Genomic DNA, 14008 nt, shown 5'->3' with positions numbered 1-14008 from the left:
TCCCCACGGCGCGGCTGGCTTTCACCGGCGACAGCCTGATGGCCATGGGCTGCGGCCGTCTGTTCGAGGGGACGGCGGCGCAGATGTGGTCCTCCCTGTGCAAATTCGCCGGATTGCCCGACGAGACCCTGATCTGTTCGGGCCATGAATATACCGAATCCAACGCCCGCTTTGCCCATAGCCTCGACGCGCCCCCCGCCCTGATCGAGCGGATGGACCGCATCGCCCGCGCCCGGGCGGCAGGCCAGCCCACCGTGCCATCGACCCTGGCCGAAGAACGCGCCGCCAACCCGATGCTGCGCGCGGCCGACCCTGCCCTGAAGGCCGCGCTGGGGCTGGCAGATCGCCCCGATGCCGAGGTTTTCGCCCATATCCGCAGCCTGAAGGACAAATTCTGAAGGATTGGTGAATCCAAAGGATCACATTTTGTGACGGAGCCAGACCAAATGCGCAAATCTGCGATTTGGGGCTTGAAGCCGCGCGCAGAAAACCGAACTTTAACCTTATGAGGCCAAGGTCGGTTCAGGTCCCTCGCGGGCTTTGCCGTCAAGAAGGAAGGAGCACCTGATCGTGCCATCGTTTTCGACCACCCTTGAACAGGCCATCCACGCCGCGCTCGCCCTTGCCAATGCGCGCCGTCACGAATTGGCGACGCTGGAACATCTGCTGTTGTCGCTGATCGACGAGCCGGACGCCGCGCGGGTCATGCGGGCCTGTTCGGTCGATCTGGACGAGCTGCGCAAGACGCTCACCGACTTCATCGACGATGATCTTTCGACCCTGATCACCGATGTCGAAGGCTCGGAGGCCGTGCCGACCGCCGCCTTCCAGCGCGTGATCCAGCGCGCGGCCATCCATGTGCAATCCTCGGGCCGCACCGAGGTGACGGGCGCCAATGTGCTGGTCGCCATCTTTGCCGAACGCGAATCAAATGCCGCCTATTTCCTGCAAGAGCAGGACATGACCCGCTATGATGCGGTGAATTTCATCGCTCATGGCGTCGCGAAAGACCCGTCTTTCGGCGAATCGCGCCCGGTTTCGGGCGCGGAGGAGCATCACCACGAAACCCCGAAGGGCGAGGCGGGCGAGGCCAAGGAATCGGCGCTGTCGAAATACTGTGTCGACCTGAATGTGAAGGCCCGCAAGGGCGAGGTGGACCCGCTGATCGGCCGCGAGGGCGAGGTGGAGCGCGCCATTCAGGTGCTGTGCCGCCGTCGCAAGAACAACCCGCTGCTGGTGGGCGATCCGGGCGTGGGCAAGACCGCGATTGCGGAAGGCCTTGCCAAGAAGATCGTCGATGGCGAAACGCCCGAGATTCTGGCCGGTGCCACGATTTTCAGCCTCGATATGGGCTCGCTGCTGGCCGGCACCCGCTATCGCGGCGATTTCGAGGAGCGCCTGAAAGCCGTGGTCAAGGAGATGGAGGATCACCCCGACGCGATTCTGTTCATCGACGAGATTCATACGGTGATCGGCGCGGGCGCCACTTCGGGCGGCGCGATGGATGCCTCCAACCTGCTGAAACCCGCGCTGCAAGGCGGCAAGCTGCGCTGCATGGGCTCCACCACCTACAAGGAATATCGCCAGCATTTCGAGAAAGACCGCGCGCTGTCGCGCCGGTTCCAGAAAATCGACGTGAACGAGCCCTCGGTGCCGGATGCGATCAAGATCCTGCAAGGGTTGAAGCCCAATTTCGAGGAACATCACGACCTGCGCTACACCAATGAGGCGATCAAATCGGCGGTGGAGCTGGCGGCGCGCTATATCAATGACCGCAAGCTGCCCGACAGCGCCATTGACGTGATCGACGAAGCCGGGGCCGCGCAGCATCTGGTGCCCGCCGCCAAGCGCCGCAAAACCATCGGCATCCGCGAGATCGAGGCCGTGGTGGCCAAAATCGCCCGCATTCCCCCGAAATCGGTGTCGAAAGACGATGCCGAGATCCTGCGCGATCTGGAAAAATCGCTCAAACGCGTGGTTTTCGGGCAGGACAAGGCCATTGAGGCACTTTCGGCCTCGATCAAATTGGCCCGCGCGGGCCTGCGCGAACCGGAAAAGCCGATTGGCAACTATCTGTTCGCCGGGCCGACCGGGGTCGGCAAGACCGAGGTGGCCAAGCAATTGGCCAGCACCCTGGGCGTGGAACTGCTGCGCTTCGACATGTCGGAATATATGGAGAAACACGCGGTTTCCCGCCTGATCGGCGCCCCGCCCGGCTATGTCGGCTTTGATCAGGGCGGCATGTTGACCGATGGCGTTGACCAGCACCCGCATTGCGTGCTGCTGCTGGATGAGATCGAAAAGGCGCACCCGGATGTCTACAACATCCTGTTGCAGGTGATGGATCACGGCAAGCTGACCGATCACAACGGGCGGCAGGTCGATTTCCGCAATGTGATCCTGATCATGACCACCAATGCCGGCGCCTCGGATATGCAGAAATCGGCCATCGGCTTTGGCCGCGACAAGCGGTCGGGCGAGGATACGGCCGCGATCGAGCGCACCTTCACGCCGGAATTCCGCAACCGTCTGGATGCCGTGGTCTCCTTCGCGCCGCTGGCCAAGGACACGATCATGCAGGTGGTCGAGAAGTTCGTGCTGCAACTGGAAGCGCAGCTGATGGATCGCAATGTCCATATCGAGCTGAGCGATGAGGCCGCGCGCTGGCTGGGCGACAAGGGCTATGACGACAAGATGGGCGCGCGTCCGCTGGGCCGGGTGATTCAGGAACACCTGAAAAAGCCGCTGGCCGAGGAGCTTTTGTTTGGCCGGTTGCAAAAGGGCGGCGTGGTGCGGGTGGGCGTCAAGGACGACCAGATCGAGCTGGTGATCGAAGAGCCCAGCAAGCCGCGCCTGACCAGCCAGAAGCCCCCGCTGCTGACGGCGGAATGAAGGCGGCGCTGATGGCGCTTTTCATGGCCCCTGCTTCGGCGGGGGCCTTTGAATTGGCACTGCCGGTCGCGTGCGATTTGGGCAAGACCTGCTTCATCCAGCATTACCCCGATCACGACCCCGGCCCGGCGGCGCAGGATCATGCCTGTGGCAGCCTGACTTATGACGGGCATGACGGCACCGACTTCGCGCTGAACAGCCTGAGCGCGATGCAGACCGGGGTGGCGGTGCTGGCGGCGGCCCCGGGTGTTGTGCGGGGCGCGCGCGACGGGCGCCCCGACATCAGCGTCAGCGATCCCGGCGCGCCCCCGCTGGATGGCATGGATTGCGGCAATGGCGTCGCGATTCAGCACGAGGGCGGCTATGAGACGCAATATTGCCATCTGAAACAGGGCTCGCTGCGGGTCAAGCCGGGGGATCGCGTGGAGGCAGGCACGCCATTGGGCGAGGTCGGCCTGTCGGGCAATACCGAATTTCCGCATCTGCACCTGACCCTGCGCCAGAATGGCGTCGCAATAGACCCTGCCGCGCCGCGTCTGCGAGGCTGCGGCGGCGGTGGGCCTGACCTGTGGCAGGCCGATCTGCCGCCGCCCGTGGGCGGCATCATTGCCGCAGGCTTTGCGCCGCAAGTGCCTGAATTTGCACAGATCAAGCAGGGGGATGTGCCCGCGCCCGTGGCAAAATCCGACGGGATGGTGCTTTGGGCCTATCTTTATGGAACGCGGGCCGGGGATCGGCTGGTGCTGGACCTGCAAGGGCCAGAGGGTCGGATCATCGCTGACAGCCTCGCGCTGGAGCGGACACAGGCGCAGAGTTTCCGCGCCATCGGCCAACGCCTGCGCGCGGCGCAATGGCCTGCCGGGGTTTACAGCGGCACTGCCATTCTGACCCGCAACGGCGCCGAGATTGACCGCGCCGAGGTCAGCCTCAGCCTACCTTAGGCGCGGCGCCGGGCCCAGAGGCAGCGGCCCCAGCCGCATCTGCCCCTGCGCCATCACCAGCGGCAGTTTCAACACGCCCGGCTCGTCGGATTGCGCGGCCAGATTTTCCAGCATCGAGCGCAGCACGACCCGGAAGCGTTCGGGCACCACCCCCGCCGCCTCGGCGGCCGCGAGGCCCTGCTGCCACCCCTCGACCCGCAGGTCCAGCGTGCCCTCGGCCCTGCCCTGCGGGTCTGGCACCAGTTCCCCCGCCACCGTCAGCTTCAGCGGCCCCCAGACCAGATGCGCCTCGCGCAGGGTGATCAGGGTCAGCTCTGCCGGCGCGGCGCGCAGGCCAAGCGGCTGGCTGAGGCCCAGATCGGCCAGCAGATCGACCCGCGCCACCGTGGCGGGCAGCGCCCCGTTCAGGGCGGCAGTAAGCCGTTGATCCGGCACGATCTCCAGCATGCGAAACGCCGCCTGCGCGCCCCCCTCCTGCGCAATCAGGCTGGCATTGGCGCTGGCAAAACCAAGCGCCCAACCGGCCTCACCGCGCAGGCTCGCACCTTCCACCACCGCATCGAAACGGTCCAGCGGCAGCGCGGTTTCAGGCCGCAGGAACAGCGAGGCCTGCATGCGAGTGGAGGCGATCTCGATGCCCTGCCCCGCCACTTCAAGACGCTGCGTGTTGGGCAGCGCCGAAATCAGCTTCCACGGGCTGTAGCTGAGCGCAAAGACCTGCGCAAAAGGCGCCTGCCAGCGCCAGCCGTCGCCGCTGACCTTCGGCTCGGTCAGCGTCAGATCAAAGCGGCTGGGAAAGCCGGTGAGGTCCAGCCCCTGATGCTGCACCTCGATGCCGCGCGCGCCCGCCTCGGCCAGCGCGGTTTCGGCCCCCTCGCGCGCGGCTTTGGCCGCCACGAACCAATAGCCGCTGTAAAGCGCCGTCAACAGCACCACAACCCATGTCAGAATGCGCATTCCGGCCCCTTTTCCCTGCCCGCGCCTCACGTTACCAAGGCTGCGAAGGGAGGGCCAGCCATGTGGGTCTTCGGTTACGGTTCCTTGATCTGGCATCCCGGCTTTCCGGTGGCCGAACAGCGCATCGCCCGGGCGACGGGCTGGCATCGCAGTTTCTGCATGCGCTCGATCCATCATCGCGGCACCGAGGCCGCGCCGGGCCTTGTATTGGCGCTGGATGCCGCGCCGGGCGCCCATTGCGATGGCGTGGCCTTTCGCGTGGCGCCGGGGGCCGAGGCCGAAACGCTGGCGGAACTGCGCGCGCGCGAGCTGGTGTCTTCGGCCTATCTGGAAACCCGTTTGCCCGTGATGGCGGGGGATCAGCCGCTGGACTGTCTGGCCTATGTGATCGACCCCGACCATGGGCAATATTGCGGCGGCCTCGCGCTGGAGGAACAGGCGCAGATCATCGCGCAGGCCACTGGCGGGCGCGGCCCGAACCGCGATTACCTGTGGAACACCGCCGCGCATCTGGCGGATCTGGGCATTGCCGACCCCGATCTGCAATGGCTGTCCTCACGCGTGCGGGAGCTGACCGCCTAAGCGCTTGGCAGATGCCGCCCGCCCGCCTAAGCTGGCGGAAAAGCACCCGAGCAGCAGGCCCCCAGCAACAGGTAAAGCATGACCCGACTGGCCAAAAGCGGCAGCGCCGCCTTCACGCAGCCGATCCGGCAGATCGTGCTGATGCTGGTATCCCTTGGCAGGGTGGGCGCGACCTGCTGGCTGATGTTCCCCACCCTGCGCGGCATTCTGGCCGCCAAGCATGGCCTCAGCGCGGTGATCCTGGCGGTCTTCGTGCTGGGGGTCTTCACCTGTTTCTGGCAGGTCTGGCAATTGGTGCAATCGGTCAGCTGGATCGACGGGTTCGCGCAGGATCGCCCCGGCGCCGAGGCGCTTGCCGCGCCGCGCCTGCTGGCCCCGCTTGCCGCGCTTCTGGGGCCGCGCACGGCGCGGATGCAGATTTCGGGCAGTGCCGGGCGCTCCATCCTCGATTCTGTCGCCACCCGGATCGACGAGGCGCGCGACATCACGCGCTACCTGACCAATCTTTTGATTTTCCTTGGCCTTCTGGGCACCTTCTACGGCCTTGCCACCACCGTTCCGGCGATTGTGGAAACCATCCGCAACCTCGCGCCGCAAGAGGGCGAGTCGAGCCTTGATGTGTTCGGCAAGCTGATGGGGGGGCTGGAAAGCCAGCTGGGCGGCATGGGCACGGCCTTTTCCTCCTCGCTGCTGGGTCTTGCCGGTTCGCTGGTCATCGGGCTGCTGGAGCTGTTCGCCAGCCACGGCCAGAACCGCTTTTTCCGCGAGCTGGAGGAATGGCTGTCGACCATCACCCGCATCGGCTTTGACGGCGGCGAGGGCGACCCGGGCATGGGGCAACTGGCGCAGGTGCTGGACAATCTGGGGGGCCAGATCGAAAGCCTTCAGATGATGTTCACTCAATCCGACGTGAGCCGCAGTCTGGCCGATGAGCGGATGGGCGAGCTGGCCGAGGCGGTGTCGCGCCTTGCCACGCGGCTGGAGGCGCAGGACAGCCAGACCGCCATCCTGACCCGCATCGCCCTGGCGCAGGAAAGGCTGACCGAGGCCCTGACCTCGGAAGATGGCGGCCCCCATGCCGACGCCGAAAGCCGGATGCGGCTGCGCTCGATCGACGTGCAATTGCTGCGCATTCTGGAGGAAATCAGCGCCGGGCGGCAGGAAACGCTCGCCGATCTGCGCGGCGATCTGTCGGCGCTGACGCAATCGGTGCGGCAATTGCTGCGCGGGCGGGTGTAGCATGGGCCTGCGCCGCGGATCGGTGCGCAGCGGGGACGGCATGGTCTGGCCGGGCTTCGTCGATGCGGTGACGACGCTGCTCATGGTGCTGATGTTCGTGCTGACCATCTTCACCGTGATGCAATCGGTGCTGCAACAGACGATCAGCACGCAGGATACCGAGCTGAACAGCCTTTCGGCGCAGGTAGCGCAACTGGCCGATGCCTTGGGGCTGGAAAAGAACCGCGCCGCCGCGCTGGAAACCGAGGTGGGCAGCCTGACCGCCAGCCTCGCCGCCGCGCGGGCGCAGGGCGCGGCGCAGGCGGGCGAGATTGCCCGGCTGACCACCGATCTGGGCAGCGCGCGCGGGGCCTTGGCGCAATCGCAGGCGCAGGTGGCCGACCTTACGCAGCTTCTCGCCAGCACGCGCAGCGAGGTGGACGCCCAGACCGAGGCCGCCCGTCTGGCCGCCGCGCAGGCCGAGGCGGCGGCACAGCTGGCAGCACAACTCAAGGCGCAGAACGCGGCGCAGGCGGTGGAGTTGACCGAGGCCGAGGCCAGGCAACTGGCCGATGCCGCCGCCCTGCAAGCGCTGCGCGACAAGCTGGCGGGGGCGGATACCGAACTCACCGCGATGACGCTGGCCTTGGAAGAACAGCGCAAACGGGCCGAGGAAACCCTGACCCTGCTGGCCGCCGCGCAAGGCACGCAGGCCCCCAAGGCCGACCTTCTGGGCACTGCCAAGGCCATTCTGGCCGAGCGCGAGGCGCAATCGGCCGAGGCCGAGCGCCGCGTGGCGCTGCTGAACGAACAGATCGCCGCCCTGCGCGGCCAGTTGGGGGCACTGCAAGCGCTGATCGACGCGGCAGAGTCCCGCGATGCGGCGGCCAAGGTGCAGCTGGAAAATCTGGGCGGGCAACTCAATTCCGCGCTTGCCCAGGTGGCCGCCGAACAGAAACGCCGCGCCGAACTGGAGGAGGCCGAGCGCAAGCGGCTGGAGGCCGAAAAGGCCGATCTGGAAAAGTTCCGCTCGGAATTCTTCGGCCAGTTGCGGCAGGTTCTGGCCGGGCGCGAGGGCGTGCGGATCGTGGGCGACCGCTTCGTCTTCTCCTCCGAAGTGCTGTTCACCCCCGGCTCTGCCGATCTGGCGCCCGAAGGCCGCAGCCAGATCGCGGGCGTGGTGCAGACCCTGCAAGAAATCGCCGCGCAAATCCCGTCGGGCATCGACTGGATCATCCGCGTCGATGGCCATACCGACAATACGCCGCTTTCGGGCAGCGGCGCCTTTGCGGATAACTGGCAGCTCAGCCAGGCCCGCGCGCTGTCCGTGGTGCGTTATATGCAGGACGAGCTGGGCTTCCCGCCCAACCGCCTCGCCGCCACCGGCTTTGGCGAATGGCAACCCGTGACCGATGGCAACAGCGCCGAAGCCCGCGCGCAAAACCGCCGGATCGAGCTGAAACTGACCGAGCGGTGAAAAAGGGGGCTGTCTGCCCCCCACGGCCCCTGCGGGGCCTCCCCCCGAAGATATTTTTGAACAGAAAATAATGAAGACCTGTCACCCTGCTCATTTTCTGTTTCTAAATATCCTCAGGGGGTGAGGCCGAAGGCCGAGGGGGCGCGAGCGCCCCCTGTCGCCGGTGGCAAAAGGCGCGGCGATTGCAGTTGACCCCCGCCCCCGCGCCTGTATAAGCGGCCCCATGTCCCGGAAGCGATTCCGGGGCTTTTCTTTGGTGTTGGTGGACCCCGCAAGGGGAACCCTGTCGCCGGCCCGCCACAAGGCCGGAAAGGACAACGCCCTTCGCCGGGCCTCGGCCCGAAACATGACCAGCGGTTCCGGCCCAGCCTGACCCGCGCAGACGAAGGAGATCAGCGATGACCAAACGCACCGCTGCCAAGTACAAGATCGACCGCCGCATGGGCGAAAACATCTGGGGTCGTGCCAAGTCGCCGCTCAACAAGCGCGAATATGGCCCGGGCCAGCACGGCCAACGCCGCAAGAACAAACTGTCGGATTTCGGCACCCAGCTGCGCGCCAAGCAAAAGCTGAAGGGTTACTATGGTGACCTGACCGAAAAGCAGTTCCGCAAGATCTATGGCGAAGCCGAGCGCGTCAAGGGCGACACCGGCGAGATGCTGGTGGGTCTGCTGGAGCGCCGTCTGGATGCGGTGATCTACCGCGCCAAGTTCGTTCCGACCGTCTTCGCTGCCCGTCAGTTCGTCAACCACGGCCATGTGACCGTGAATGGCAAGCGCGTGAACATTGCCTCGTATCGCGTCAAGGAAGGCGACATCATCGCCGTTCGCGACCGTTCGAAGCAACTGGCCATCGTGCTGGAATCGATCGCTCTGACCGAGCGTGACGTGCCGGACTATATCGAAGTCGACCACTCGAAAATGACCGCGAAATTCGTGCGCACCCCCTCGCTGGGCGATGTGCCGTATCCGGTCGTGATGGAACCGAACCTCGTCGTCGAATACTACGCGAAGAACTGATCCTTCGCGGGACTTGTGCTTTGGGAGAGGGCTCGCACTTTGCGAGCCCTTTTCTTTTGGCGGGCCTTCCCATCGGCGCTGCCCTCGCCTATCTCGCAGCCGCAGCAACAGGAGACAGAGATGGCAGACAAGAACAGTATCGAGGGCCGGTTCGAGCGCGGCCTTTTCGCCTCGCGCTGGTTGATGGCGCCGATGTATCTGGGGCTGGTAATCTGCCTTGGCATGCTGACGGTCGTGTTCGTCAAGGAGCTGGGCTATTACGCCGCCAAGACCATGACCCTGACCGCCGACCAGGCCATTCTGGCGATCCTCACGCTGATAGACCTGTCGCTGGCGGCGAACCTGCTGCTGATCGTGCTGTTTTCCGGCTATGAGAATTTCGTCTCCAAGCTGGATCTGGGCGACCAGCGCGACCGGCCCAGTTGGATGGGCAAGGTGGATTTCTCAGGGCTGAAGATGAAGCTGATCGCCTCGATCGTGGCGATCTCGGGCATCCACCTGCTGAAGGTCTTCATGGAGGTCGGCAAGCAGGGCGCGACAGAGGTGCCCACCGACAAGCTGTTCTGGCTGGTGGTGATCCACCTGACCTTCGTGCTGTCCGGTGTCTTGCTGGCGGCGATGGACTGGATCGCCTCGAAAACCGGCAAACACTGAGCCTCCCGCAGCACCGAAGGGCCGCAGTTGCGGCCCTTTCGCATCGCGCTTGCGTCTTGCCTCTGGCAAAGCGCGGCGGCGGCGGCTAAACCCGCCGGGCAAGCGAGGGAGACTGCGATGACTGACGCCATCCGCCCGCAACCCGGGATCATGGACATTGCGCTGTATGAAGGCGGCAAGGCCCATGTGGCGGGGGTGAGCAATGTGGTGAAGCTCAGCTCGAACGAGAACCCGTTCGGGCCGTCTGACAAGGCGAAAGAGGCTTTCGCCAAATCGGTGCATCAGCTGCACCGCTACCCCTCCACCGATCACGCAGGCCTGCGCCAGGCGATTGCCGAGGTGCATGGCCTTGATGCCGGGCGCATCATCTGCGGCGTCGGCTCGGATGAGATCATCCATTTCCTGTGTCAGGCCTATGCCGGGCCGGGGGATGAGGTGCTGTATACCGAGCATGGTTTCCTGATGTACAAAATCTCGGCCATGGCGGCGGGGGCCACCCCGGTCGAGGTGGCCGAGCGCGAGCGCACCACCGATGTGGACGCCCTGCTGGCCGCCTGCAATGCGCGCACCAAACTGGTGTTCATCGCCAACCCGAACAACCCGACCGGCACGATGATCTCGGCGGGCGAGGTGGCGCGTCTGGCGCGCGGCCTGCCGCCGCAGGCCATTCTGGTGCTGGATGGCGCCTATGCCGAATATGTCGACGGGTTCGATGCCGGGCTCAGCCTTGTCGAGGCGATGCCCAATGTGGTGATGACGCGCACCTTCTCCAAGATCTATGGGCTTGGCGGGTTGCGCATCGGCTGGGGCTATGGTCCCAAGGCGATTATCGACGTGCTGAACCGCATTCGTGGGCCGTTCAACCTGTCGAACACCCAGCTGGAAACCGCCGAAGCCGCAGTGCGCGATCAGGATTATGTCGCCAAATGCCGGGCCGAGAATGCCCGCCTGCGGCACTGGCTGGCCGAGGCGCTGGCCGCGCATGGCGTGCCCTCCGACACCTCGATGGCGAATTTCGTGCTGGCTCGTTTCGCCAGTGCCGAAGAGGCCGAAGCCTGCGACAGCTTCCTGCAAGAACAGGGCCTGATCGTGCGGCGCGTGGCGGGCTACAAGCTGCCCAATTGCCTGCGGATCACCGTGGGAGACGAGGCCTCCTGCCGCCGCGCCGCCCATGCCATCGGGCAGTTCAAGGGGCTGAAATGACGGCGCTTTACAATCGGGTCGCGCTGATCGGTCTGGGGCTGATCGCCTCGTCCATGGCCCATGCCATGAAGGCGGGCGGTCTGGCGGGCGAGATTGTGGGCTATGCCAAATCCGCCGAGACCCGCGCCACCGCGCTTGATATGGGGTTCGTGAACCGGGTCACCGATACCGCCGCCGAGGCCGTGCAAGGCGCCGATCTGGTGGTGCTGGCCGTGCCGGTGGGCGCCATGGGCGCCATTGCGGCCGAGATCGGCCCGCATCTGGCGCCGGGCTGCACCGTCACCGATGTGGGTTCGGTCAAGCAGGCGGTGATCGAGGCGGTGGCGCCGCATATCCCCGAGGGCGTGCAGTTCATCCCCGGTCACCCGATGGCCGGCACCGAATATTCCGGGCCGCGCTCAGGCTTTGCCACGCTGTTCCGCAACCGCTGGTGGCTGCTGACGCCGCTGGAGGGGCATGACCCGGCGGCGCTGGCGCGGTTCCGCGCGCTGGTCGAGGGAATCGGCGCCAAGGTCGACAGCATGGATGCCGCGCATCACGATGTGGTGCTGGCCGTGGTCAGCCACACGCCACACCTGATCGCCTATACGATGGTGGGCGTGGCCGATGACCTCGCGCGCGTCACCGACAGCGAGGTGATCCAGTATTCGGCGGCGGGTTTCCGCGACTTTACGCGGATTGCCGCCAGTGACCCGACCATGTGGCGCGATGTGTTCTTGACGAACAAGGAGGCGACGCTGGATATTCTGGGCCGGTTCACCGAGGAACTGTTCGCGCTGCAACGGGCAATCCGGCTGGGAGATGGCGACCATCTGCACGCCTATTTCACCCGCACGCGCGCCATTCGCCGGGGGATCATCGAGGCCGGGCAGGATACTTCCGCCCCGGATTTCGGGCGGGGTCAACCGCCCGCGTAAGCTGTAACGGGCCCAGAGGCGGGTCTGGGGGGATTTGCGGATGAGACAGGCTGCTTGGGCATTCGCCGCCGGGATGCTGCTTTGCGCGGGCATCGCCGAGGCCGAGGGGTTGGGCACATCGCTGTTGCCCAAGGCCCGGCCGGTGGCAGATGCCACAGCCGCGGCCAGCCCGGCGGCCGATCTGCCCGCCGCCAATCTTGTGGTGGCCACGGTCTCCTCCTCCAATGCCGTGCAGCCGCTGAAACGCCCGCTGCCCCGCCCCGAAGGCCTGGCCGCGCGCTATGCCGCCACCATGGCCGATCTGGCCGCCCCCAAACTGGACCCCGGCTCGGTGGTCGAGGTTGCCGCCATCAGCGGTCTGCGCGCCTCGCTGATGCCGCAGGCCCGGCCCAAGGGGCTGAGCAAACGCCGCGCCGTGGAGCCGGAGGCGACGGTGCAAAAGGCCGCCGTCATCCGCACCCTGCCCGGCAAAACCGCCGTGCTGCCGAAGAAGGGTTCGGTCTGCGGCGACCCGGACATCCGCGGCGCCGCGCTTGCCCCGATCACCAGCCGCGTGAAAGGCTGCGGAGTGGAGGAGCCGGTGAAAGTGACCCAGATCGCCGGCGTCGCCATCTCGCCCGCCGCCACCATCACCTGCGAAACCGCGCAGGCGGCAAAGCAATGGATCGAGCGCGGCGTGCAGCCTGCCTTCGACAATCAGGTGGTCAAGCTGCAAATCGCGGGCAGCTATGTCTGCCGCACCCGCAACCACAAGAAAGGCGCCAAGGTCAGCGAACATGGCAAAGGCCGCGCGCTGGATGTTTCGGGCTTCGTGCTGGCCGATGGCCGGGCACTGTCGGTGGTGCGCGACTATCGCAAATCCCGCGCCATGAAAGCCTCGCACCGCGCGGCCTGCGGCCCCTTCGGCACCACGCTTGGCCCCGGCTCGGACGGGATGCACGAAGACCACCTGCATATGGATATCGTCAGCTATCGCAACGGCACTTACTGCAAATGAGCCGCTGGCGGCTAGCGTTGCCGGGGGGCTTTCTGCCCCCCACGGCCCTCACGGGCCTCCCCCCGAGGATATTTGCATCAGGTTGAAAGACCATACCTGCCTGCTTCAACCTGATCCAAATATCCTCAGGGGGTGAATTTGCGCAGCAAAGAGGGGGCGCGAGCGCCCCCTTTCTTATGCCGCCATATCATGCCGCAGGATCGCCGCCTCGGAGGCGGAAAGGTTGCGGCGGGCATAATCGCCATAGCTTTCCGGGTTGGCCTCGATCCCTGGCAGCAGCGCCAGAAGCCCTGCGCGCTGGTTGTCTTCGATGGTGTCCAGCGCCGTGTTGGACGGGTGAAAACTTTCGCTTTCCATACCATTGGCAAACAGGATGCTGTGCCGCTCCAGCAGCAGGTGGATATAGGTCACCTCGCGGGCGCCATGATCCACCACCACCGAGCGGTCGTTCAGCAGGTCTTCCGCCGCCACCAGCACCTCGTCGCTGTTGAACAGCGCGCGGGCCTGCGGGCCGCGGATCAGCATGCGGTGTTGGGGCGAGACCAGCAGGTCGCCATCCGGGCGGTCGGTGCCGAAGGCGCCCGCGCGAAAGCGGATCGGGCGCAGATGCGGCATGGCATAGAGCCGGGCGCCGGTCATCCGGCGGTGCCCCGTCCACAGGATCGGCTGCGGCCCGTCATCACGCGTCAGCACCCTGTCGCCGGGGCGCAGATGCTGGATCAGTTTCGGCCCCTCGGGCGTGGCAATCCTTGTATCCGGGGTGAAGCAGATGACGCCACCCGCATGGCGCGCCCCTGCCCCGCGATGCGTGCGGTCGATCGCCACGCGCACCACCCACATGTCGCGCCCCTCGGGCGGCAATTCGCCCACGAACATCACCAGCCGGGCGCCGGTATCGGGCACCTCGATCACGGTCACCGCATGGGATTGATGCCCATCTGTGACGATGAACCCCTGCTCGGGTTCTGCTGTGACGTCCTCCGGGGCCGCCTCGGCGCCCCCGTCCTGATCTGCCGCCTGCGGGCGGCCTAGCGATGCGCCGATCAGCCGGCGCACCATGCGCGCCACCCGGCGGCGGAGCTCCGCTGCCCCCTCGGCCTGTTCCAGAACCAGCACATTCTGCGGCCCGTCCACCCGCACCGGCACGCCCG

At 66.0% G+C, this 14008-nt stretch carries 13 protein-coding genes; 11 read left to right on the top strand and 2 right to left on the bottom strand.

Features of this window, described 5'->3' with window-relative positions; all coding sequences use genetic code 11:
• The 3 genes from JNN06_RS07005 to JNN06_RS06995 all read left to right on the top strand — a co-directional run.
• On the top strand, positions 1 to 398 hold a 398-nt coding region (locus tag JNN06_RS07005; protein WP_291238880.1), incomplete at its 5' end, for a hydroxyacylglutathione hydrolase C-terminal domain-containing protein.
• A gap of 172 nt (positions 399 to 570) precedes the next feature.
• Positions 571 to 2892, top strand: a complete 2322-nt coding sequence (gene clpA / locus JNN06_RS07000) for an ATP-dependent Clp protease ATP-binding subunit ClpA (protein ID WP_291238879.1) — start codon at positions 571 to 573, stop codon at positions 2890 to 2892.
• 11 nt (positions 2893 to 2903) lie between these two features.
• Positions 2904 to 3833: a M23 family metallopeptidase gene (locus JNN06_RS06995; protein WP_291238878.1), complete on the top strand. Its 930-nt coding sequence runs from the start codon at positions 2904 to 2906 to the stop codon at positions 3831 to 3833.
• Here the strand turns inward: JNN06_RS06995 and JNN06_RS06990 are convergent.
• Positions 3825 to 4790 (bottom strand): DUF2125 domain-containing protein, encoded by a 966-nt coding sequence (locus JNN06_RS06990; protein WP_291238877.1) that lies wholly within the window; start codon positions 4788 to 4790, stop codon positions 3825 to 3827. The genes JNN06_RS06995 and JNN06_RS06990 overlap by 9 nt on opposite strands.
• Positions 4791 to 4850: 60 nt before the next feature.
• Here JNN06_RS06990 and JNN06_RS06985 point away from each other — a divergent pair, with 60 nt between their 5' ends.
• The 8 genes from JNN06_RS06985 to JNN06_RS06950 all read left to right on the top strand — a co-directional run bounded on the left by JNN06_RS06985 (position 4851) and on the right by JNN06_RS06950 (position 12857).
• Positions 4851 to 5372, top strand: coding sequence for a gamma-glutamylcyclotransferase (locus JNN06_RS06985; protein ID WP_291238876.1), 522 nt, complete (start codon positions 4851 to 4853; stop codon positions 5370 to 5372).
• 78 nt (positions 5373 to 5450) lie between these two features.
• On the top strand, positions 5451 to 6611 hold the full coding sequence (locus tag JNN06_RS06980) for a biopolymer transporter ExbB (protein ID WP_291238875.1): 1161 nt from the start codon (positions 5451 to 5453) through the stop codon (positions 6609 to 6611).
• Position 6612: 1 nt separating this feature from the next.
• Positions 6613 to 8067, top strand: coding sequence for a peptidoglycan -binding protein (locus JNN06_RS06975; protein WP_291238874.1), 1455 nt, complete (start codon positions 6613 to 6615; stop codon positions 8065 to 8067).
• A gap of 398 nt (positions 8068 to 8465) precedes the next feature.
• Complete coding sequence (gene rpsD / locus JNN06_RS06970) at positions 8466 to 9086, top strand: 30S ribosomal protein S4 (protein ID WP_291238873.1); 621 nt, start codon at positions 8466 to 8468, stop codon at positions 9084 to 9086.
• Between the two features lie 120 nt (positions 9087 to 9206).
• On the top strand, positions 9207 to 9740 hold the full coding sequence (locus JNN06_RS06965; protein ID WP_291238872.1) for a TIGR00645 family protein: 534 nt from the start codon (positions 9207 to 9209) through the stop codon (positions 9738 to 9740).
• 117 nt (positions 9741 to 9857) lie between these two features.
• Positions 9858 to 10943 carry a histidinol-phosphate transaminase gene (hisC, locus tag JNN06_RS06960; protein WP_291238871.1) on the top strand — a complete coding sequence of 362 codons (1086 nt, stop codon included), beginning with the start codon at positions 9858 to 9860 and terminating at the stop codon, positions 10941 to 10943.
• The gene (locus tag JNN06_RS06955) at positions 10940 to 11860 is read left to right on the top strand and encodes a prephenate/arogenate dehydrogenase family protein (RefSeq protein ID WP_291238870.1); all 921 of its coding nucleotides are present in this window, start codon (positions 10940 to 10942) and stop codon (positions 11858 to 11860) included. The genes hisC and JNN06_RS06955 overlap by 4 nt, the downstream gene beginning before the upstream one ends.
• A gap of 40 nt (positions 11861 to 11900) precedes the next feature.
• A complete protein-coding gene (locus JNN06_RS06950; protein ID WP_291238869.1) occupies positions 11901 to 12857 on the top strand; it encodes an extensin family protein in 957 nt (318 codons plus the stop codon).
• A 174-nt stretch (positions 12858 to 13031) separates the two neighbouring features.
• Here JNN06_RS06950 and JNN06_RS06945 read toward each other — a convergent pair.
• On the bottom strand, positions 13032 to 14008 hold a 977-nt coding region (locus JNN06_RS06945), incomplete at its 5' end, for a Hint domain-containing protein (protein ID WP_366812571.1).

This window comes from Gemmobacter sp., from assembly GCF_016792925.1.
GTDB lineage: Bacteria > Pseudomonadota > Alphaproteobacteria > Rhodobacterales > Rhodobacteraceae > Gemmobacter.
The sequence above is the reverse complement of the archived record's forward strand: the minus strand, read 5'-3'. Positions and strand labels throughout refer to the sequence as shown.